Origin of the sequence: Gluconobacter sp. Gdi, from assembly GCF_014132155.1 — a bacterium.
GTDB lineage: Bacteria > Pseudomonadota > Alphaproteobacteria > Acetobacterales > Acetobacteraceae > Gluconobacter.
On the sequence record NZ_BLJQ01000001.1, the window covers coordinates 96642 to 117772 of the forward strand.

The following is a 21131-nucleotide window of genomic DNA, read 5'->3' on the forward strand; positions in this document are numbered from 1 at the left end:
ATTTGGAAGGAAGCAAAAACAGGCGTCTGTCGTTTGATACCCTCACGCGTGGAGCATGCCTTGGTCGACCAGCGCTCCTGGAAGGGACTGTGCATCCTCACCGTCGGGATCGAGCTGGCTATTATGAGATCGTCCTGCGTTTTCTTTAAATTCGTGCCGTGCTCAAAGAGAAACAATTCTCAAAATCGTCTCGATGTTAAAGCGAATGCGCTCTGCCTGAGCGGCCTCAGACATCAGTTCCCGTTCGAAGATGATTGAGCCTGTGTACTGGTTTGTGAAGTAGTAGTAGCTGACTGCTGCAATGGTGATATTGAGCTGGACGGGATCAACGCCCTCTCGAAAGAGGCCTTGTGCCAACCCACGCTTCAAAATCGTGTCGACAAGGCCGACGAAGCGTCGACTGACAATTTTGACGGCATCGGAAGACTTCAGATGCCGGGCCTGAGCCAGATTCTCGCTATTCACCAGTGAAATGAATTCAGGATTCTGAATGTAGTAGTTCCAGGTAAAACGGACGAGTCGTTCCAGAGCTTCTCTTGGGTCCAGACTATCCAGGTCCAGCTTCTTCTCGGATTCCCGAATATCAAAATACGCGTTTTCCAGAACAGTTTGGAAGAGCTTCTCTTTGCTTTCAAAATAGTGATAAATCATGCGCTTATTGGCATTGGCTTCTAGCGCGATTGTATCGACACGGGCTCCTTCAAGGCCATTTTTCGCAAATTCTTTCTTTGCTGCCTCGAGAATCCGGCTCTTCGTAGCCTCGGCGTCGCGGATGCGAGGGCGGGACGACTGTGTGTCTTGGGACTGTGCACTCAACGGGAAATCTCGCTTTTTGCTAGAGCCGGGCCTGAAGCTCCCGCTTTATGGCCGGAAACGCGCAGACGTCAAAACATCACATAAAAAATAACATATAAAAGAGATTTATCTATCACTATAACGTGATTTATGGGATTTTTCATTATGCGCTACCAAAGTAACCAGATGGTGCGAAGGGCGATTTGATCTCTCCATGGTGGAGGGGTGAAATCAGGAAGCGGGAGTGAGGAAAACATTTCGAACAGTAGTTTTTTCGGAAACATTTTCGGAGAAATAGTCTTCTTGTGGAGGGTCCTGTCCACAGCGCACATTTTGAAAATGAGGTAAAACTCCCTCCAGCGCACCGCCAGCCGTAGGCGGTTCAACAGTATCTTTACCGTTAAATAATCCTGGTGCGCTGACCGTCTGCTCACGGGACAATCTGAAACGACGATGCGTCATTGAGCGCTCGTCAAAAAAGACAGGGAGAAGCCGTCAATGAACAAGATGGCACAGAAACTGGCTCCATCCGGAGTGGCTCGTGACTTTGGGTTTTTCATCGATGGTGAGTGGCGCCACGGACGTGAGATGTTCGAGCGCAAGTCTCCCAGTCATGATGTTATTGTCACGCGAATTGCACGTTGCACGGAAGACGATCTGAATGATGCGGTAGCCGCCGCGCGTCGTGCGTTTGAGAACGGCACATGGGTTGGTCTGGCAAGCTCAGAGCGCAGTGCGATCCTGCTGAAAACGGCTGAGCTTCTGAAGCAGCGTCGCGATGACATCGCCTTTTGGGAAGTGTTGGAAAACGGCAAGCCGATCTCACAGGCCAAGGCCGAGATCGACAACTGTATTTCCTGTTTCGAGATGGCTGCCGGTGCCGCGCGCCTTCTGCACGGCGACAGCTTCAACAATCTGGGCGAAAGCCTGTTCGGAATGGTTCTGCGCGAGCCGGTGGGTGTCGTTGGCCTCATCACGCCTTGGAACTTCCCGTTCATGATCCTGTGTGAGCGAGTGCCGTTCATTCTGGCATCAGGCTGCACGGTCGTCGTGAAGCCAGCGGAAGTCACCAGCGCCACAACGTTGATGCTTGCCGATATTCTAACGGAAGCCGGCCTGCCAAAGGGCGTCTATAACGTCGTGACGGGCACCGGAAAGAGTGTTGGTCAGGCTCTGACGCAGCACCCGGATGTAGATATGCTGTCCTTCACTGGTTCCACGGGTGTTGGCCGATCCTGTATCCATGCATCCGCAGACAGCAACCTCAAGAAGCTTGGTCTGGAGCTTGGTGGCAAGAACCCGATTGTCGTCTTTGCGGACAGCGATCTGGAAGATGCGGCCGATGCGGTGGCCTTTGGGATCAGCTTCAACACCGGGCAATGCTGCGTATCGTCCAGCCGTTTGATCGTTGAAGAGTCTGTAGCCGACAAGTTCGAAAAGCTTGTTGTCGCTAAGATGGAAAAGATCCGCGTGGGCGACCCGTTTGACCCGGAAACGCAGATTGGCGCCATTACAACGGATGCGCAGAACAAGACCATTCTCGACTATATCGAGAAGGGTAAGGCCGAAGGCGCGCGCGTTCTGTGTGGCGGGAACAAGGTCGATCTGGGTCGTGGGCAGTACATTGCGCCAACGCTCTTCACAAATGTGAAGCCGGATATGTCCATTGCGACGGACGAGATCTTTGGTCCGGTGCTGTCCGTCTTCCGGTTTGGCACCTTGGAAGAAGCAATCTCGTTGGCCAATGACACGGTTTATGGTCTGGCCGCGTCTGTCTGGACGAAGGACATTAGTAAGGCCCTGAAGGTGACGCGTAAGGTTCAGGCCGGGCGCTTCTGGGTTAACACGATCATGGCTGGCGGCCCTGAAATGCCGCTGGGTGGTTTCAAGCAGTCTGGCTGGGGCCGTGAAGCGGGCATGTATGGGGTGGAAGAATACACCCAGATCAAATCCGTTCACGTAGATCTCGGCAAACGGACGCACTGGATCGCATAATGATGACTGGTTTCGATTACGTTATCGTTGGTGGCGGCTCGGCAGGATGTGTTCTTGCCGCCCGTCTCTCCCGAAACCCGGCGGTGCGCGTCTGCCTGATCGAAGCAGGCAAGCGTGACACCAATCCGCTCATTCACATGCCGGTTGGCTTTGCGAAAATGACGACAGGCCCCCTGACATGGGGGCTTGTCACCACACCGCAGAAGCACGCCAATAACCGCCAGATCCCGTATGTGCAGGCGCGTGTTCTCGGTGGTGGTTCATCCATCAATGCCGAAGTCTTCACGCGTGGCCATCCATCTGATTTCGACCGGTGGGAGCAGGAGGGAGCTGACGGCTGGGGCTTCAAGAACATTCAGAAGTATTTCATCCGCTCTGAGGGAAATTCCATTCTTGCGGGATCATGGCACGGAACGGATGGTCCACTCGGCGTGTCGAACCTGGATTGCCCCAATCCCGTCAGCCGCGCCTTCGTACAGAGCTGCCAGGAAATCGGAATTCCGTATAACCCTGACTTTAACGGTCCAGTTCAGCAGGGTGCTGGTATTTACCAGCTGACGGTGCGCAATAACCGGCGCTGCTCTACGGCCGTTGGATATCTGCGTCCCGCTCTGAAGCGTAAGAACCTGACGGTGATTACTGGCGCGATGGTTCTGAAGGTCGTCTTCGAGGGGAAGCGTGCAGTCGGCGTGCAGTACATTGCGGACAAGCAGATGCACACTGCGCGTGCTGAGCAGGAAGTGCTGGTCACGTCCGGTGCAATCGGAACGCCAAAGCTGATGATGCTGTCTGGTGTTGGTCCGGCTGCACATCTGAAAGAACACGGTATTCCCGTTGTTCATGATCTGCCGGGTGTGGGTCAGAATCTTCAGGATCACTTTGGTGTCGATATTGTTGCTGAGCTGAAAGGCCATGACAGTTTCGACAAGTACAACCAGTACAAGTGGATGATGTGGGCTGGCCTACAATATTCGCTGTTTAGAAGTGGTCCAGTGGCGTCGAACGTCGTGGAAGGCGGAGCCTTCTGGTACGGCGATCCGGCTGCAAGCTGCCCGGATCTTCAGTTCCACTTCCTGGCGGGCGCTGGCGCGGAAGCGGGTGTGGCGTCTGTTCCGAAAGGGACGTCCGGCATCACGCTCAACAGCTATACGCTTCGGCCAAAAGCGCGTGGGTCTGTCACGTTGCGTTCGTCTGACCCTCGGGAAGCACCGATTGTGGATCCGAATTTTCTGGGTCACCCAGACGATCTGCGGACAACGGCCGAGGGCGTTCGCCTGAGCTATGAAATGTTCGGCAGCCACTCGCTGCAACAATACATCAGCAAGGTCTGCCTGCCAGAAGGCGGTGGCCGTACGCTCAAGGCATATGAGGATTATGCCCGCCAGCAGGGACGCACATCCTATCATCCGACCTGCACGTGCAAAATGGGCAGGGACGAAATGGCGGTTGTTGATCCACGCCTGCATGTGCATGGTCTGGAGGGCATCCGGATTTGTGATAGCTCGGTCATGCCATCATTGCTTGGGTCTAACACCAATGCGGCAACGGTCATGATTGGTGAACGAGCGGCGGACTTTATTCTGGGGAATGCTTGAGAACGATAACCTTCTCAAGCGGCGCCTAATGCATCGCGATTTTTACAAGATCATAAGTAACTAACAAGATAGTTATAGTGGATCAAAGGCAATGACCAAGACCAGAACCGCAGCGGAAGCCGTCAGTCTTATCAAGGATGGTTCCACCATTGCGATCAACGCATCGTCCGGGCTTCTGTGCCCCGACGATGTTCTGAAGGCGCTCGGGGAGCGTTTTGAAAAGGAAGCGGCCCCGAAGAACCTGACGACGATCCATCCGATCGCGACGGGTGACATGTTTGGGACCAAGGGCGTGGATCATATCGCCCAGCCTGGCATGATCAAAAAGATCATCGGCGGGTCTTATCCGTCCGGTCCCAGCAATGCTGAGCCACCGCTTATCTGGCAACGCATTCTGGCCGAGGACGTCGCCGCTTATAACCTTCCATCTGGCGTTATCTTCGACATGCTGCGTGAAGGTGCGGCCCTGCGTCCCGGCGTCCTGACAAAAGTTGGTCTCGATACATTCGTAGACCCGAAGCGGGAAGGCGGGGCGATGAATGAGACCGCACGCTCCAATCCCATCGTGCGTCACATGGACTTCGAGGGCGAAGACTGGCTGTATTTCCCGGCGCTGAGGCCGGACGTTGCCATCATTCGTGCTTCGACAGCGGACGAGAATGGCAATCTGACATTCGAGCAGGAAGGTGCCACCCTTGGTGCCATGGAAATGGCTCTGGCGGCTCATAACAATGGTGGGCTGGTCATCGCGCAGGTTCGGCGCGTGGCAGAACAGGGCACGTTGAAGCCGCATGACGTCAAAGTGCCGGGTATTCTGGTGGACGTTGTTGTGGAAGCCCCGGATCAGTTGCAGACGACTGCTACGCCTTATGATCCTGCAATTTCTGGTGAGATTTTCCGGCCTCTGTCGTCCTTCGCTATTCCGGATTTCAATCCGGGCAAGGTGATTGCGCGACGTGTGGCGCAGGAGCTGAAGGATGGCTGGGCCGTCAATATCGGCTTCGGTATTTCCGCCAATGTGCCGCGCATCCTGCTGGAAGAAGGGCTGCATGGTAGCGTGACATGGGTTATCGAACAGGGACCGGTTGGCGGCGTTCCGCTGCTGGACTTCAAGTTCGGTTGCGCGAGTAACGCCGAGGCGTTTGTGGCCTCTCCTCATCAGTTCAGTTACTTCCAGGCGGGCGGCTTTGATTGCTCCCTGCTGTCCTTTCTTGAGATCGGGGCTGATGGGTCGGTCAATGTCAGCCGCCTTGCTGCCACGCCGCATCGGACGGCAGGGGCGGGCGGTTTCGTAGACATTACGGCACGGGCCAAGCGCATCATCTTCTCAGGCAATTTCAATGCCGGAGCCAAGATGCACATCGAGGACGGCCGTCTCGTGATTGATCGGGAAGGCAAGATTTCCAAGATCGTGCCAGAGGTGGATCAGGTCAGCTTCTCAGGGCGCAGAGCCACCGAAACAGGGCAGGACGTCACCTACGTGACGGAACGCTGTGTTCTCAAGCTTCTGAACGGTGAACTGACGGTCACGGAAATCGCGCCGGGCATCGAGTTACAGAAAGATGTGCTCGATCAGGCATCCACGCCTCTGAAGGTTTCGCCTGAACTGAAGGAAATGGGTGCCGTTCTGTTCAGGGATGCCGTGATGGGGCTCAAGCTCTGAACGCCCCAGGCCGTCTTTTCCGTGAGTGGAGTCTGAAAGAAGCCATGACAGTCGACGATCACAGTTTTCTGACAGGTCTGTTCAATGCCGCCATTACGGCCGCCGACGCAGACCTCGTGCTGGCTGCCAACCTGCCGGAGCGCCCGAAAGGCAAGACGGTCGTGGTTGGCGCCGGGAAGGGGGCAGCCCAGCTTGCCGCAGCTTTCGAGCGCGTGTGGGATGGTCCGTTGGAAGGCGTTGTCGTCACCCGTTATGGCTATGGCTACCCTACAGAACAGATCCGTGTTCTAGAGGCTTCCCATCCGGTTCCGGATCAAGCCGGTCTGGCTGCAACGGCGGCTTTATTTGAGGCGGTGCGTGGATTAGGTCCGGATGATCTGGTCGTTGCACTGATCTGCGGAGGTGGATCGGCCTTGCTGCCATGTCCGCCAGAAGGATTCACGTTGGAAGATGAAGCGGAGCTCAGCCGGGTTCTCCTGTCTTCTGGCGCGCCGATTTCTGTTATGAACAGCATCCGCAAGCAGTTTTCGGGGATTAAGGGCGGTCGTCTGGCCGCTGCGGCTTCCCCGGCGAGAGTCGTTTCACTCATAGTTTCGGATGTACCGTTTGATGATCCGGCACAGGTGGCCTCTGGACCAACAGTGCCTGATACAAAAACACGCGAAGACGCGCGGCATATGGCCAAGGCCTGGAAGCTCGCACTGCCGCCTAAAGTGCAGGCATGGCTTGACGGAGAGCTGGGGCAGGCGCCGCGTCCGGAAGATCCGGCATTCGCCGGGAACGAAGTTCGTATTGTGGCGTCGGCTCATCTGTCTCTTGAGGCAGCAGCAGCTGCGTCCAGAAATCTTGGAATTCCTGCTGTTATCCTGTCAGACGCGATTGAAGGGGAAGCCCGGGATGTCGGGAAGGTCCATGCAGCGATCGCGCGGGAAGTGATTATTCGTAATCAGCCATTCCAGAAGCCGGTTGTCATCCTCTCGGGGGGAGAAACAACGGTGACATTGCGTGGACGTGGACGGGGTGGTCGCAACACGGAGTTTCTCCTGTCGTTTGCGCTCGCGGCTGAAGGGCTCCCGGTTTCCGCACTCGCTGCGGATACAGATGGAATTGACGGGTCTGAGGACAATGCCGGTGCCTTTGCAGATGGCGAAAGTATGGGACGACTGCGCGCGCGCGGGATCAATCCGTCCGTCCTGCTGGCGGAAAACGACGCCTATACTGCCTTTGAGGCATTAGATGACCTGTTTGTGCCAGGTCCTACCGGGACAAACGTCAATGATTTTCGCGCTATTCTGCTGAGGTAGAAAAAGATGGCGAAGTAAAAAATGTTCCTTAACGAGAGCGAATTCATTCTGGGTATTATGAACATCAAGTTCTTTTGATTTCAAAACGCAGAATGGCCTTGAAAATAGATCAGTCACCATAATAACTAACTGGTTAGTTATTAAATAAGGGAATCGGGTTATGTTTCTCAATGAAATGCAGGAGCAGGTTCGCGAGACCACACGGTCCTTCGTGGATGAAGTCATCCGCCCTGCTGCTGAGGCCCTCGACCGTGAAGAACGCTTTCCGGCCGAAATTTACGAAGAAATGGGCCGTCTTGGCCTGTTCGGCATTGCAGTTCCGGAAGAGCTCGGAGGGCCTGGCTTCGATACCCTGACCTATGCCGTCGTGATGGAAGAACTGTCCCGCGGCTATGCCAGTATCGCTGATCAGTGTGGCCTGGTGGAACTGATTTCCACGCTCCTGGTGCGTCACGGCACGGATGAGCAGAAGAAGCTGCTGCCAGACATTCTCTCCATGAAGCGCAAGGTTGCTTACTGCATCACCGAACCGGAAGCCGGCACGGACGTGTCCGGCATTCGCACCACAGTTGAACGTGATGGCGATGGTTGGATTCTGAACGGCGGCAAGATCTGGATCCATAACGCCCCGGTGGCGGATCTCGGGTTCGTTCTGGCACGGACGGACAAGGAAGCCGGAAACCGCGGCATGTCCATTTTCATTGTGGACCTGCATGCCAAAGGCGTTGAGCGCGGCCCGAAAGAACACAAGATGGGTCAGCGGGCCAGCCAGGTTGGTGCGCTTGATTTCTCCGATGTGCGCCTCGGCCCGGATGCTCTTCTGGGCGAGATGAACCGGGGCTTCCACATGATGATGAGTGTGCTGGACAAGGGACGTGTTGGCATCGCAGCGCTCGCTGTTGGCATCGCACAGGCCGGTCTTGAAGCCGCTGTCGATTATGCTGGAACGCGCAAGCAGTTCGGCAAGCACATCTCCGAATTCCAGGGTGTTCAGTGGCTTCTGGCCGATATGGCCAAGGACATTGAAGCTGCCCGTCTGCTGGTTCATTCCGCTGCGGTGAAGATCGATAACGGTCAGGACGCCACGCGCTCCTGCTCCATGGCGAAATGCTTTGCCGGTGACATGGCGGTGGCCCGCACAGCCGATGCCGTGCAGGTTTTTGGCGGCTCCGGTTACATCCGTGGCTTCGAAGTTGAGCGTCTGTATCGCGATGCCAAGATCACACAGATCTATGAAGGTACGAACCAGATCCAGCGCATGATCATCGCGCGTGAACTGCTCAAGAAGGGCGCCCGTACATGAGACAGGTCGCTCTCGTCACCGGCTCTTCACGCGGGATCGGCCTGGCCGCCGCAGAAGCGCTCGCTAAGGAAGGTTTTTCTTTAGCGGTAAATGGACCGGTTGATGATGCAGAACTGCGTGCAGCCGTGGCCCGTCTGGAAGGGCTGGGCGCCAAGGTTGTAGCTGCCCCGTTCGATGTGTCCGACATCAGCGCCCATGCGGGTGTTCTGGCGCGGATCGAAGACGAACTCGGCCCGCTAACAACGTTGGTGAACAATGCGGGCGTCGGCGTCCTCCAGCGGGGTGACCTGCTGGACGTGTCCGAAGCAAGCTGGGACCGGTGCCTGATGATCAATGCGAAGGCGGTATTCTTCCTGTCACAGGCTTTCGCAAAGCGCCTTCTGAGCCGGGAACGGTCAGCCGATGCGTTCCATTCGATCGTCAACGTCACATCGTCAAATGCGACGGCTGTGGCAGTGCAGCGGTCTGAATACTGCGCGTCAAAGGCTGCGGCGGCCATGGTGTCCAAAGCTCTGGCCGTTCGTCTCGGGATCGAAAATATCGCGGTCTATGACGTTCAGCCCGGCCTGATCGCTACAGAAATGACGGCTGCCGTGATCCAGCACTACCGCCAGCGCGCGGAAGAGGGACTGACCCTGCTTCCCCGCGTTGGAGAGCCCTCGGACATGGGGCGCATCATTGCGGCTCTTGCCACCGGGAAACTGCCTTACACCACAGGCCAGGTTATTTCGGCGGATGCCGGAATGCTTGTGCCGCGCTTCTGAGAAACGGTTATGAAGATCATCCTGCCCGACGAAACCGGCCGGAAGATGGACTACCATCTGATCGGTACTCCTGTTCCTCGCAGTGTCCTTCCTGCCAATCCGGCCCGGATTGTTTATTCGGCGGCCCATGTCGTCGCAGATCCGTTTACGGATAACGCACCGTCCGGCCGCGCCACGATTGACTGGAAGAAGACGCTTGAGTTCCGGCGCTATCTCGTCGGCATGGGGCTCGGTATTGCTGAAGCCATGGATACGGCCCAGCGCGGCATGGGTCTGGACTGGCCCGGCGCGCTGGATCTGATCCGTCGCACCAAGGCCGAACTGCCCGATGCGATGGTCGTGAACGGAGCGGGGACAGACCATCTGGACCCGAAGGATGCACGCTCTGTCGATCATGTGCTCGCAGCATATCGGGAACAGGTCGAGGCGATCCAGAAAGTTGGCGCACGCGTCATCCTGATGGCCAGCCGAGCCCTCGTCCGCGTGGCATCCAGTGCGGAGGACTATAAGCGGGTCTACCGCGAGGTGCTCTCTGCCTGTGCTGAGCCTGTCGTTTTGCACTGGCTGGGCAAGGATTTCGATCCGGCTCTGGAGGGCTACTGGGGCACGGATGATTTCAATGAGGCACTGGAAACAGTCCTGAGCATCATTGAAGAAAACGTCTCGAAGGTGGACGGCATCAAGATTTCCCTTCTCGACAAGGAGAAGGAAATCATCATGCGCCGTCGCCTGCCCAAGGGCGTGCGGATGTATACGGGTGATGACTTCAATTATCCTGAACTGATCGCTGGTGACGAGCAGGGCTATAGCCACGCACTTCTCGGCATTTTCGATCCGATTGCACCGCTTGCTGCTCGTGGTGTGAAACTGCTCGGCGAGGGGGACGTGAAAGGTTTTCACGACGCACTCGACCCGACTGTTCCGCTGGCTCGTGTAATCTTTCAGGCCCCGACGCAGTACTACAAGACGGGTGTGGTGTTTCTGGCCTGGCTGAATGGCTTTCAGGATCACTTCGTCATGCTGAATGGTGCGCAGTCCATGCGGTCCCTCCAGCATTTCACGGAGATCTTCCGTCTCGCTGATGGCTGCGGCCTGTTGCGGAACCCGGATCTGGCTGTGCACCGCATGAAGTCGCTTCTGTCGGTGTACGGGGCCTGATCATGCGGGACTTTCGCCACGATCATTCGGCTCTCGCCCTCAATACCGCAACGCTTGGCCATAACGTGCCGGGTGTTGGGGCAGGGTGGTCACCGGAACAGACGATCGACGCCTGTGCTGAACGTGGCATCGGCGGGATCGTGTTCTGGCGGCGGGAGATCGAAGGCCGGGCTGCGGAAATTGGAGACCGGGCGCGTCAGGCCGGGGTGCAGGTTGTCGGCCTGTGCCGGACGCCCTTTCTGGTCGGTCCGCTGGGCCTTCAGAGCGAAGAGGCAATCCTGTCGGATTTCCGTCAGTCCATTGACCAGACAGCCGCACTCGAAACCGATGTTCTGACCATCGTTGTCGGTGGTGTGGAAACCGGCACGAAGGGCGTGGCTCACAGCCTAGACATCGTGGCGGACCGGATGGCGAAGGCCATTCCCTACGCTGAAGCCTCTGGCGTGAAACTCGCATTGGAGCCGTTGCATCCGGCCTATGCCGGAGACCGCTCCTGCCTCACGACCACCCGTGACGCCCTGGATCTATGCGACCTTCTGGCGTCGGATAGCGTGGGCGTTGCGATCGATATCTACCATGTGTGGTGGGACACGGACCTGCCACGCCAGCTCGCTCGTGCGGGAAACCGCATTCTGGGCTTTCACCTCTGTGACTGGCTTGTTCCTACAACTGACATCCTGCTTGACCGCGGGATGATGGGGGACGGCGTTGCGGACCTGCGGGGGATCCGCAGGGAGGTGGAAGCCGCCGGGTATTCCGGCTTCTGCGAGGTGGAAATCTTTTCCGCGAACAACTGGTGGAAGCGCCACCCGGCTGACGTGCTGGACACGATGGTCGAACGCTTCCGCACTGTCTGCTGACCCATCGGAGGGCATCATGAAGATCCTCGTCCCTGTCAAACGTGTCGTCGATTACAACGTCCGCATCCGCGTAAAGGGTGACGGATCTGGGGTCGAGCTTGCGAACGTCAAGATGTCGGTCAATCCGTTTGACGAAATCGCCATCGAAGAAGCCGTCCGTCTCAAGGAAAAAGGTATCGCCACGGAAGTGGTCGCTGTCTCTATCGGTGTGCCGCAGGCGAAGGAAACACTGCGCACCGTGCTCGCGATGGGCGCGGACCGTGCCATTCTCGTTGAAGCCACGACAGATGTGAATGTGGATATCGAGCCTCTCGCCGTCGCCAAACTGCTGGCGAAGGTGATTGAGGATGAGAAACCGAACCTCGTCATCGCGGGCAAGCAGGCCATCGATAACGACATGAACGCGACCGGCCAGATGCTCGCCGCTCTGCTGGGCTGGGGCCAGGCCACCTTCGCGTCGTCCGTCGAGATTGAGGGCGACAGTGCAACCGTCAGCCGTGAGGTTGATGGTGGCCTTCAGACCATCCGCGTGAAGCTGCCCGCCATCATCACGTCCGATCTGCGCCTGAACGAGCCGCGCTATGTCGCGCTGCCTAACATCATGAAGGCCAAGAAGAAGCCGCTCGAAGAACGCAAGGCGTCTGACCTCGGCGTGGACATTGCGCCGCGTCTGAAGGTCATCCGCACGGCTGAACCGCCTCAGCGTCAGGCTGGTGTGAAGGTCAGTTCCGTTGATGAGCTGGTTTCGAAACTCAAAAATGAAGCAGGAGTGATCTGATGTCTGTTCTGCTGCTCGCTGAAGTGGCCAATGGCCACCTCGTAACCGATACCGTTGCCAAGGCCCTGTCTGCCGTCAAAGCGCTGGGTGATGTGACGGTTCTCGTTGCCACCCAGAACGGCGTGGAAGCTGCCGCCGAAGCTGCAAAGCTTGAGGGTGTCTCCAAGGTCCTGCTGGCGGATGATGCGTCTCTGGCTCATGAACTGGCTGAACCTGTCTCTGCCTTCATCGTGTCTTTGGCTTCCGGCTATAGCCATATCGCTGCGGGCTCGACGGCGTTCTCCAAGAACGTTCTGCCACGCGTTGCCGCTCTTCTGGATGTCATGATCCTGTCAGACGTAACGGCTGTGAAGGATGCCGAGACGTTCGATCGTCCGGTCTATGCTGGCAATGCGATCCAGACAGTGCAGTCCTCCGATCCGGTGAAGGTTTTCACCATTCGTACGGCGGCTTTCTCGGCTGTTGGCGAAGGTGGCTCGGCCAGTGTGGAAAATGTCTCTGTTCCGGCGGATCCGGGTCTCTCGTCCTGGGTGGAAGACAAGGCAGTTGAGTCCGAACGTCCGGAACTGACGGCAGCCAAGAACATCGTCTCAGGCGGCCGTGGCGTCGGATCGAAAGAGAACTTCGACACCATCGCCAACCTTGCGGACAAGCTGAATGCCGCCATCGGCGCCAGCCGTGCGGCTGTGGATGCAGGCTACGCGCCGAATGACTGGCAGGTCGGGCAGACGGGCAAGATCGTGGCACCTGATCTGTACATCGCGGTCGGTATCTCCGGAGCGATCCAGCATCTGGCGGGCATGAAGGATTCCGGGGTGATCGTCGCCATCAACAAGGACGAAGACGCCCCGATTTTCCAGGTCGCGGATTATGGGCTGGTGGGAGACCTCTTCACCATCCTTCCCGAACTGACGGCAAAACTCTGACAGGCCCTGGCAGTCTGCAGGGAGGAGAAAGACCATGACTACGATCGAACGGGAAAGCATGGACTATGACGTTGTCATCGTCGGCGCTGGCCCTGCCGGTCTCTCCGCGGCGATCCGGCTCAAACAGAATGAGCCGGACCTTTCCGTGGTCGTACTGGATAAAGGGTCTGAAGTCGGGGCGCATATCCTGTCAGGCGCGGTCATTGATCCGTGCGCGCTGGACGTGCTGCTCCCTGACTGGCGGACAATGGATGCGCCCATCACCGTGCCGGTGAGGGAAGACAATTTCTTCCTGCTGACGGAAAAGAGCCAGATCCGCCTGCCTAATGTTCTGATGCCGAAGCTTATGGACAACCATGGGAATTACATTGTCTCGCTGGGGAATGTCTGCCGCTGGCTTGCACAGGTCGCAGAGGGTCTGGAAGTGGAAATCTTTCCCGGCATGGCGGCAAGCGAAGTCGTTTATGACGATCAGGGTCGCGTTGCAGGTGTGGTGGCTGGCGAGTTCGGTAAAAACCCGGATGGAACGCCAGGAGATGCCTATGAGCCTGGTATGGAACTGCGCGGGAAATACGTGTTCTTCGCCGAAGGTGCGCGGGGGGCACTGGCCCGGCAGCTGATGGATCGTTTCGCGCTTTCCGAGGGCAAGGACCCGCAGAAATTCGGGCTGGGCCTCAAGGAAATCTGGGAGATCGATCCCGCCAAACATCATGAAGGCACAGTCACACACACCATGGGCTGGCCGCTGAACAGCAAGGCGGGTGGCGGGTCCTTCATCTACCATCTCGACAACAATCAGGTCTGCGTCGGGTTTGTTGTCCATCTGGGCTATGAAAACCCGTATCTGGACCCCTACCGTGAGTTTCAGGAGTTCAAGCACCATCCGATGGTGGCCGAACTGCTGAAGGGCGGAAAACGCGTGGCCTATGGTGCGCGTGTGCTATCCGAAGGTGGCTGGCAGTCCATTCCGAAAGTGACTTTCCCTGGCGGCGTTCTGCTCGGGTGTTCCGCCGGACTTGTGAATGTTCCGCGCATCAAGGGCAGTCATAACGCCATTTTCTCCGGCATTGCCGCTGCCGATGCGGCCCGCGCTGCGCTGGCGTCTGGGCGCGCTCAGGACGAACTGACGGATTATGAGGAAGAACTGCGAAACGGCCCTGTCGGGACAGACTTAAAGGCCGTCCGTAACGTCAAACCTCTGTGGGAGCGGTTTGGCCTCCTGGGCGGTGTTGCGCTCGGTGGTCTGGATATGTGGATGACAACTCTGACCGGACACTCTCCCTTCAGAACGCTCGGACACGGAAAGTCCGATGCTGCGGCAACAGGGTTGGCTGCTAGTTTCAAGCCGATTGAATATCGCAAGCCGGACGGGCAACTCAGCTTTGATCGCACAACCAATGTGGCGTTTGCCTTCACCAACCACGAAGAACGCCAACCCTGCCATCTGACACTCCGTGATCCATCCATCCCAATCCAGGTGAACCTGCCGCTCTACGCTGAGCCTGCCCAGCGTTACTGCCCGGCGGGCGTGTATGAGGTTCTGCGTCCGGAGAATGAACAGCCACGGTTCCAGATTAACTTCCAGAACTGTGTGCATTGCAAAACCTGCGACATCAAAGATCCGAGCCAGAATATCGTTTGGATAACGCCGCAGGGAGGTGATGGACCGAACTATCCGAACATGTAAATTTGAATAAAAAGAAATATAACCTGTCTCTTTTATTTGATTTTACTTGAATAAACAACCTGAGAACATGCTGCGTTGAAAGACTATTCCCATAATGGGAATCTGAAGTAAGGAATAAGGCAATGAGTGGCATCGACCTTTCGGCACCACCGCCGCCAGTGTCTCTGAATGGTAAAAGTGTCCTGACGGCAATTCTGGCTGCTGTTGCGGGTCTGATGTTTGGTCTCGATCTGGGTGTGATTTCAGGGGCTCTGAAATTCATCGGTCTGGAATTCAACGTCACGGACTTCGGCAAGGAGTGCATCGTCTCATCGATGATGGTTGGTGCGGCGGTAGGTGCCGTCTGCGGCGGGCGCCTGTCCTATCTTTTTGGCCGGAAGCGTCTGCTGCTGTCTTCCGCTGTTCTGTTCGTTCTCGGGTCGCTGCTGTGCGCGCTGGCAACATCCGTCACGCTTTTGATTGTGGGACGTATGGTGCTTGGAGTGTCTGTTGGCATCGCAAGCTTTACCGCTCCACTTTACATCTCCGAGATTGCGCATCAGCACTACCGTGGGTCCCTGATCTCGGTTTACCAGCTCATGATTACGGTCGGGATTTTTGTAGCGTTCATCTCTGATGCGCTGCTGGCTTATTCCGGCTCATGGCGCTGGATGCTCGGCATCGTCGCTATTCCAGGCGTCGTGTTTCTGCTTGGCGTGCTGCTGCTGCCCGACAGCCCCCGTTGGCTCGTATTGCGGGGCCGTAAGGACGAAGCCTTTACGGTTCTGCATCAGTTGCGTGGCCATGAAGGCGACGCACGTGCCGAGATCTCGGACATTGAAGAGCAGCTTGCGCAGATTGAAGGCGGCTATGGCCTGTTCAAGGCCAACGCCAATTTCCGCCGCTCTGTTTTTCTGGGCATCCTGCTCCAGACCATGCAGCAGTTCACGGGCATCATCGTGGTGATGTACTACGCCCCCCGCATCTTCGAAGTCGCAGGCTTTGGCGATAACGCAGCCATGTGGGGCACAGCCATTGTCGGTCTGGTGAATGTGCTTTCGACGTTCATTGCCATCGGCTTCGTGGACAAATGGGGCCGTCGCCCGATGCTGGTTGCCGGCTTCATCATCATGACGATCGGCATGGCTTCAGTTGGCACGCTGCTCTACTTCGGAACCGGCAATAGCGAACTTGCGCGATATGGCGCCGTGATCATGCTGCTGGCCTTCATCGTCGGATTTGCGTTCTCTGCCGGTCCGCTGGTGTGGATCCTTTGCTCGGAAGTTCAGCCCATCAAAGGGCGCGATTTCGGCATCGGTTGCTCCACCTTCACGAACTGGGTCACGAACATGATCGTCGGCCTGACGTTCCTGATGCTCCTGAACACCATCGGGAATGCCCAGACCTTCTGGATGTACGCGGCGTTCAATGCGTTCTTCATCTACCTCACCCTGAAATTTGTGCCTGAAACCCGCGGTGTTTCCCTTGAGCAGATTGAGCGGAACCTGATGGCGGGCAAGTCACTCAACCGGATCGGTCTGTGATCCTGCCCCTCGGCACGACTGTCCCGGCGCTTTCACACCTGCCGGGACAAACCGCCTTTGCGGCGGTTTTCCCTGACGGAGACCAAAGACAATGACAGTAAAGATCGCCATTAACGGTTTTGGCCGTATTGGCAGACTGGCCCTTCGCAGCATTCTTGAAAGCGGCCGGGATGACGTTGTGCCCGTCGCCATCAATGGCCCGGGGTCAGTTGAAGACAAGATTCACATGCTGACATATGACAGCGTGCATGGCCGCCTGCCAGGGGAAGTCCACGTCGAAGGCGATATGCTGACCCTGACCCATAACGGGCGGTCTTACGGCCCCATTCGCATTTCATCCGAGCGTGACCCGTCGAAGGTGCCATTTGACGGTGTCGATGTGGCTCTTGAATGTTCCGGACTGTTCACCACCAAGGAAAAAGCTTCCACGCTTCTTCAGGCTGGTGCCCGGAAAGTCCTGATTTCAGCGCCTGGCACGGATGTGGACGCAACCATCGTCTACGGCGTGAACAATGACATGCTGAAGCCGGACATGACGGTCATTTCCAATGCCTCCTGCACAACGAATTGTCTGGCGCCGCTCGTGAAAGTGCTCGACGACAATTACGGTATCGAGTGCGGATACATGGTGACGATCCACTCTTTCACCGGAGATCAGCAGATCGTTGACCGGCGGCACAAAGACCTTCGCCGTGCCAGAGCCGCATCGCTCAACATGGTGCCTACGTCCACGGGAGCGGCCAAGGCAATTGGTCTGGTTCTGCCGCACTTGAAGGGTCGGCTGGATGGCACGTCCATTCGCGTGCCAACGCCTAATGTTTCTCTAGTATCGTTCGACTTCCTGTCCCGCCGTCCACCGGAAACGGCCAAAGACGTCAATCGCGTCATGCAGGAAGCTGCTTCGGGCCCCTTGAAAGGTGTGCTGGCCTATAGCAGCGCCCCGTTGGTTAGTAGCGACTTCAACCATTCGCCTGCATCCTCGAATTTTGACGCCACGCAGACGGCCATCATGGAATGTGGTCGAATGGTTCGCGTCTGCTCATGGTATGACAATGAATGGGGCTTCTCGAACCGCATGATCGATACAGCTGTTCTGTTCGGCTCCCTGTAAACGGGCGACAGCATTTGTTTCAGGATGTGTTTCGGCGCATAAAAGCACTTTCCTGACTGGAGAGTGCTTTTGATGATGTCCCGTCTGAGACTTCTGGCTGCGATGGCGTGTTTTGGTGCGCCACTCCCTGCTCTGGCACAGGCGATAGCGCCGATGCCGGCAAGCTGTGACAATGCAAAATTCCTGAGTGACCAGCAGACCTTCGAGCAACGTGGCGCCACCCGGACGGATCTTCCCGAGCATATTTGCGGGCGCGTCATCGCCATTGCACCCCATGCGAAGCGAACCCGCAGCGGATGGCATGGCTATTTCTACCTGGATGTAGGGCAGGGCGTGTCCATCCGGATTGTCTCGGGGCTTGATGAAATGACTGCCCCACAATGGCCCTGGGTGCAGAAGGGCGACACCGTCGAGGTTCAGGGGCGGTACTACTACGACAGCCTGCGCAAGCAGGGGGTCGACTGGACGCATCACGGCACCAGCCGCAAATGGCCGTGGCCCGGCTATGTGACCGTCAACGGACACCGCTACGAATAAAAAAAGCCCGTAGGAATGTCCTACGGGCTTTTTCGTGACGGGCGGCCTAGTTGGTCGCTTCGTCTTTCTTCTCGGCGCTACTGTCGCCTTTGACGCCAGTCCCTTCGATGATCTCGAAGTCCAGCACGTCGTTCTTGAGGCCGATCTTGACGGCCCCACCTTTGGCCAGTCGACCGAAGAGCAGTTCCTCGGCCAGTGGCTTCTTGATGTGCTCCTGAATAACGCGCCCCAGAGGACGTGCGCCATACAGGCGATCATAACCCTTCTCGGCCAGCCATTCCTTGGCAGCAGAGGAGATTTCGATCGTAACGTGACGGTCAGCCAACTGGGCTTCGAGCTGGAGAACGAACTTCTCCACCACGCGGCCCACGGTCTCCGGTGTCAGGTTAGCGAACGGAATGATCGCATCCAGACGATTGCGGAACTCAGGCGTGAAGGTGCGTTTGATCGCCTCTTCATCCTCGCCCGCACGGCTGGTCCGGCCAAAACCGATCGCTTCCTTGGACAGGTCAGCCGCGCCCGCATTCGTGGTCATGATCAGGATCACGTTGCGGAAATCGACTGTCTTGCCATTGTGGTCTGTCAGGCGGCCATGATCCATGACCTGAAGCAGGACGTTGTAAAGGTCCGGATGGGCCTTTTCGATTTCGTCCAGCAGCAGGACGGCATGGGGATGCTGGTCAATCGCATCCGTCAGCAGTCCACCCTGATCAAACCCGACATACCCTGGAGGCGCGCCGATCAGACGGGAGATCGAATGACGCTCCATGTACTCGGACATGTCAAAGCGGATCAACTCGATGCCCAGAGACGACGCCAACTGACGCGCAACTTCCGTCTTGCCGACGCCCGTAGGGCCGGAGAACAGGTAGTTGCCAATCGGCTTCTCCGCATCACGCAGGCCCGCACGGGACAGCTTGATCGCCGCAGCCAGTGCATCAATCGCCTTGTCCTGCCCGAACACCATGTTCCGCAGATCCCGCTCCAGATGGCGCAGGGTCTCCCGATCATCCGCCGTGACACTCTTGGGTGGGATGCGGGCAATCTTGGCGATTGCATCTTCCACATCCCGCAGCGTCACGGTCTTGCGGCGCTTGTTCTCAGGCACCAGCATCCGCGCCGCACCGACTTCGTCAATAACGTCGATGGCTTTATCGGGCAGTTTGCGGTCATGCACATACCGGGCTGCCAATTCGACGGCGCCACGCAGGGCTTCGTCGGTATAGCGAACCTTGTGATGCTTCTCGTAGCTGCCTTTAAGGCCGCGCAGGATCTTGATCGTGTCCTCGACTGACGGCTCAGGGACGTCAATCTTCTGGAAGCGCCGCACCAGTGCACGGTCTTTCTCGAAGTGCTGACGGAACTCCTTGTATGTCGTGGAGCCAATGCAGCGCAGCGTCCCTGCAGCCAGAGCTGGCTTGAGCAGGTTCGATGCATCCATCGCACCACCAGACGTCGCACCCGCGCCAATGACTGTGTGGATTTCGTCAATGAACAGGATCGCACCGGGCGTCTGGTCCATTTCCGTCACGACAGCCTTGAGGCGTTCTTCGAAATCACCGCGGTAACGTGTGCCAGCCAGCAGGGAACCCATGTCGAGAGAGTAGATTGTGCAGTCCTGCAGGACTTCAGGCACATCTTTCTCAACAATACGCTTTGCCAGGCCTTCCGCGATCGCAGTCTTGCCGACGCCCGGGTCACCCACATACAGCGGGTTGTTTTTGGTGCGGCGGCACAGGATCTGAATCGTGCGTTCGATCTCCTGATCGCGACCAATCAGTGGATCGATCCGCCCTTCACGGGCACGGTCGTTCAGATTGACGCAATAGGTCGCGAGGGCGCCGTCCTTGGCTGTTTCCTTGCGCTCTTCACGCTCGGAATTATCCTTGGATGCAGCGGCAGCCTTACGGCCAGCGCCACGGTCCGGCGCTTTGGCGATGCCATGCGAAATGAAGTTCACGGCGTCGAGTCGCGTCATGTCCTGCAATTGCAGGAAATATACGGCGTGGCTTTCACGTTCCGCAAAAAGCGCAACGAGAACGTTGGCACCCGTAACTTCATCGCGGCCTGTGCTTTGCACATGGATAGCCGCGCGTTGAATTACGCGCTGGAAAGCCGCTGTTGGTTTTGGTTCTGTCGGACGGTCGGACGCAAGACCGGCAAGGTCCTTGTCCAGAAAGTCCGTCAGATCCGAACGCAGCTTGTCGAGGTCAATTCCGCAGGCGCGGAAAACCGTCAGTGCATCGGCATCTTCTGTCAGAGCCAGCAGCAGATGTTCGAGGGTGGCATACTCATGACGCCGATCACCTGCGAATGTCAGGGCGCGGTGGAGCGTCTGTTCGAGCGTACGGGACAGCATAGGGTGGCGCTCCTCTCGACCTCTCGTGGAAGAGGTATCTTGTCGTGGTGCAACACGTAACGCCAGTCAGAAACGTAAGGCTGAACAAGAAATTGTCCGATGCCTGTATGACTGTGGCGGGAAATCAGTCTTTTTCGATCGTACACTGAAGCGGATGCTGGTTCTGGCGGGCCAGATCCATAACCTGAGCGACCTTGCTCTCCGCAACTTCGTAAGTGAAAACGCCGCAGACCCCTACGCCCCGCTGATGCACATGCAGCATGATGGTGGTTGCTTCTTCCCTGTTCTTGGAGAAAAACCGTTCCAGCACGTGCACGACAAACTCCATCGGTGTGTAGTCATCGTTGAGCATAAGAACCTTGTACATCGACGGCTTGCGCGTCCGTGTACGAGGGCGAACGACAACGCTGATCTCAAGATCTTCGTCATCGGGCAGGCGTGGATTTGTCGGGCCTTTGGGGTCCGATGATCCTGGTCCCATCCTGATCGGCCCGGAAATGGACTCGGCTACAGAATGGGAGGTGGCTGGTGAAGGGAGATCGTAAGAAGACATGACTGGTATGATATGGGACGCTTCCCCCGACTTGAGAAGGGGGTAAGGATGAGTACATTTCGTGAATATCGCCATCTTCCTGACATGTTCTGGTCGGGTTTGGGTCATGCTTACGAAAAATTAAGCAAACTGCCCCAAACCTTGTGGACGGGCGCTTTTTGTTGCGCCTAGAGTAACGGGATTAAGGACTGCGTTAAACAGTCCGATGTTTCCAGCGTTC

18 protein-coding genes are annotated in these 21131 nt (G+C 57.1%); 14 read left to right on the plus strand and 4 right to left on the minus strand.

Annotated elements, in window-relative coordinates:
• Positions 1-162: 162 nt before the first annotated feature.
• Both JN414_RS00375 and JN414_RS00380 read right to left on the minus strand, forming a co-directional pair.
• The gene (locus JN414_RS00375) at positions 163-816 is read right to left on the minus strand and encodes a TetR/AcrR family transcriptional regulator (RefSeq protein ID WP_202206247.1); all 654 of its coding nucleotides are present in this window, start codon (positions 814-816) and stop codon (positions 163-165) included.
• A 210-nt stretch (positions 817-1026) separates the two neighbouring features.
• Positions 1027-1257: a hypothetical protein gene (locus JN414_RS00380; protein ID WP_202206248.1), complete on the minus strand. Its 231-nt coding sequence runs from the start codon at positions 1255-1257 to the stop codon at positions 1027-1029.
• 36 nt (positions 1258-1293) lie between these two features.
• Here JN414_RS00380 and JN414_RS00385 point away from each other — a divergent pair, with 36 nt between their 5' ends.
• The 14 genes from JN414_RS00385 to JN414_RS00450 all read left to right on the plus strand — a co-directional run bounded on the left by JN414_RS00385 (position 1294) and on the right by JN414_RS00450 (position 17999).
• On the plus strand, positions 1294-2790 hold the full coding sequence (locus JN414_RS00385; protein ID WP_202206249.1) for an aldehyde dehydrogenase family protein: 1497 nt from the start codon (positions 1294-1296) through the stop codon (positions 2788-2790).
• Positions 2791-2792: 2 nt separating this feature from the next.
• Positions 2793-4385: a GMC family oxidoreductase gene (locus tag JN414_RS00390; RefSeq protein WP_202206760.1), complete on the plus strand. Its 1593-nt coding sequence runs from the start codon at positions 2793-2795 to the stop codon at positions 4383-4385.
• 91 nt (positions 4386-4476) lie between these two features.
• Entirely contained in the window at positions 4477-6048 is a 1572-nt protein-coding gene (locus JN414_RS00395; protein WP_202206250.1) for an acyl CoA:acetate/3-ketoacid CoA transferase, read from the plus strand.
• Between the two features lie 44 nt (positions 6049-6092).
• A complete protein-coding gene (locus JN414_RS00400; protein WP_046900155.1) occupies positions 6093-7352 on the plus strand; it encodes a glycerate kinase in 1260 nt (419 codons plus the stop codon).
• A 160-nt stretch (positions 7353-7512) separates the two neighbouring features.
• Positions 7513-8655 carry an acyl-CoA dehydrogenase family protein gene (locus JN414_RS00405; RefSeq protein WP_202206251.1) on the plus strand — a complete coding sequence of 381 codons (1143 nt, stop codon included), beginning with the start codon at positions 7513-7515 and terminating at the stop codon, positions 8653-8655.
• Entirely contained in the window at positions 8652-9419 is a 768-nt protein-coding gene (locus tag JN414_RS00410) for a 3-ketoacyl-ACP reductase (protein ID WP_202206252.1), read from the plus strand. Before JN414_RS00405 ends, JN414_RS00410 begins: the two co-directional genes overlap by 4 nt.
• Positions 9420-9428: 9 nt before the next feature.
• The gene (locus tag JN414_RS00415) at positions 9429-10577 is read left to right on the plus strand and encodes a dihydrodipicolinate synthase family protein (RefSeq protein ID WP_202206253.1); all 1149 of its coding nucleotides are present in this window, start codon (positions 9429-9431) and stop codon (positions 10575-10577) included.
• A gap of 2 nt (positions 10578-10579) precedes the next feature.
• Positions 10580-11437, plus strand: a complete 858-nt coding sequence (locus JN414_RS00420) for a sugar phosphate isomerase/epimerase (protein ID WP_202206254.1) — start codon at positions 10580-10582, stop codon at positions 11435-11437.
• Positions 11438-11453: 16 nt separating this feature from the next.
• A complete protein-coding gene (locus tag JN414_RS00425; RefSeq protein ID WP_202206255.1) occupies positions 11454-12215 on the plus strand; it encodes an electron transfer flavoprotein subunit beta/FixA family protein in 762 nt (253 codons plus the stop codon).
• The gene (locus JN414_RS00430; RefSeq protein ID WP_202206256.1) at positions 12215-13141 is read left to right on the plus strand and encodes an electron transfer flavoprotein subunit alpha/FixB family protein; all 927 of its coding nucleotides are present in this window, start codon (positions 12215-12217) and stop codon (positions 13139-13141) included. Before JN414_RS00425 ends, JN414_RS00430 begins: the two co-directional genes overlap by 1 nt.
• 34 nt (positions 13142-13175) lie before the next feature.
• Positions 13176-14828 (plus strand): electron transfer flavoprotein-ubiquinone oxidoreductase, encoded by a 1653-nt coding sequence (locus tag JN414_RS00435; protein WP_202206257.1) that lies wholly within the window; start codon positions 13176-13178, stop codon positions 14826-14828.
• A 122-nt stretch (positions 14829-14950) separates the two neighbouring features.
• Complete coding sequence (locus JN414_RS00440; RefSeq protein WP_237389809.1) at positions 14951-16351, plus strand: sugar porter family MFS transporter; 1401 nt, start codon at positions 14951-14953, stop codon at positions 16349-16351.
• A 91-nt stretch (positions 16352-16442) separates the two neighbouring features.
• Positions 16443-17462 carry a type I glyceraldehyde-3-phosphate dehydrogenase gene (gene gap, locus JN414_RS00445; protein ID WP_202206258.1) on the plus strand — a complete coding sequence of 340 codons (1020 nt, stop codon included), beginning with the start codon at positions 16443-16445 and terminating at the stop codon, positions 17460-17462.
• 72 nt (positions 17463-17534) lie between these two features.
• Positions 17535-17999 carry a DUF3465 domain-containing protein gene (locus tag JN414_RS00450; protein WP_202206259.1) on the plus strand — a complete coding sequence of 155 codons (465 nt, stop codon included), beginning with the start codon at positions 17535-17537 and terminating at the stop codon, positions 17997-17999.
• 46 nt (positions 18000-18045) lie between these two features.
• Here JN414_RS00450 and clpA read toward each other — a convergent pair whose 3' ends face one another.
• Complete coding sequence (gene clpA / locus JN414_RS00455; protein WP_099210941.1) at positions 18046-20358, minus strand: ATP-dependent Clp protease ATP-binding subunit ClpA; 2313 nt, start codon at positions 20356-20358, stop codon at positions 18046-18048.
• A 124-nt stretch (positions 20359-20482) separates the two neighbouring features.
• The gene (clpS, locus tag JN414_RS00460) at positions 20483-20911 is read right to left on the minus strand and encodes an ATP-dependent Clp protease adapter ClpS (RefSeq protein WP_237389810.1); all 429 of its coding nucleotides are present in this window, start codon (positions 20909-20911) and stop codon (positions 20483-20485) included.
• Positions 20912-21131: the final 220 nt, after the last annotated feature.

Bases quoted from the DNA above. Each gene is read 5' to 3' on its own strand.
- JN414_RS00380 (WP_202206248.1), bottom strand. From the start codon at position 1,257: ATGACGCATCGTCGTTTCAGATTGTCCCGTGAGCAGACGGTCAGCGCA.
- JN414_RS00385 (WP_202206249.1), top strand. From the start codon at position 1,294: ATGAACAAGATGGCACAGAAACTGGCTCCATCCGGAGTGGCTCGTGAC.
- JN414_RS00390 (WP_202206760.1), top strand. From the start codon at position 2,793: ATGACTGGTTTCGATTACGTTATCGTTGGTGGCGGCTCGGCAGGATGT.
- JN414_RS00395 (WP_202206250.1), top strand. From the start codon at position 4,477: ATGACCAAGACCAGAACCGCAGCGGAAGCCGTCAGTCTTATCAAGGAT.
- JN414_RS00400 (WP_046900155.1), top strand. From the start codon at position 6,093: ATGACAGTCGACGATCACAGTTTTCTGACAGGTCTGTTCAATGCCGCC.
- JN414_RS00405 (WP_202206251.1), top strand. From the start codon at position 7,513: ATGTTTCTCAATGAAATGCAGGAGCAGGTTCGCGAGACCACACGGTCC.
- JN414_RS00410 (WP_202206252.1), top strand. From the start codon at position 8,652: ATGAGACAGGTCGCTCTCGTCACCGGCTCTTCACGCGGGATCGGCCTG.
- JN414_RS00415 (WP_202206253.1), top strand. From the start codon at position 9,429: ATGAAGATCATCCTGCCCGACGAAACCGGCCGGAAGATGGACTACCAT.
- JN414_RS00420 (WP_202206254.1), top strand. From the start codon at position 10,580: ATGCGGGACTTTCGCCACGATCATTCGGCTCTCGCCCTCAATACCGCA.
- JN414_RS00425 (WP_202206255.1), top strand. From the start codon at position 11,454: ATGAAGATCCTCGTCCCTGTCAAACGTGTCGTCGATTACAACGTCCGC.
- JN414_RS00430 (WP_202206256.1), top strand. From the start codon at position 12,215: ATGTCTGTTCTGCTGCTCGCTGAAGTGGCCAATGGCCACCTCGTAACC.
- JN414_RS00435 (WP_202206257.1), top strand. From the start codon at position 13,176: ATGACTACGATCGAACGGGAAAGCATGGACTATGACGTTGTCATCGTC.
- JN414_RS00440 (WP_237389809.1), top strand. From the start codon at position 14,951: ATGAGTGGCATCGACCTTTCGGCACCACCGCCGCCAGTGTCTCTGAAT.
- gap (WP_202206258.1), top strand. From the start codon at position 16,443: ATGACAGTAAAGATCGCCATTAACGGTTTTGGCCGTATTGGCAGACTG.
- JN414_RS00450 (WP_202206259.1), top strand. From the start codon at position 17,535: ATGATGTCCCGTCTGAGACTTCTGGCTGCGATGGCGTGTTTTGGTGCG.
- clpA (WP_099210941.1), bottom strand. From the start codon at position 20,358: ATGCTGTCCCGTACGCTCGAACAGACGCTCCACCGCGCCCTGACATTC.
- clpS (WP_237389810.1), bottom strand. From the start codon at position 20,911: ATGTCTTCTTACGATCTCCCTTCACCAGCCACCTCCCATTCTGTAGCC.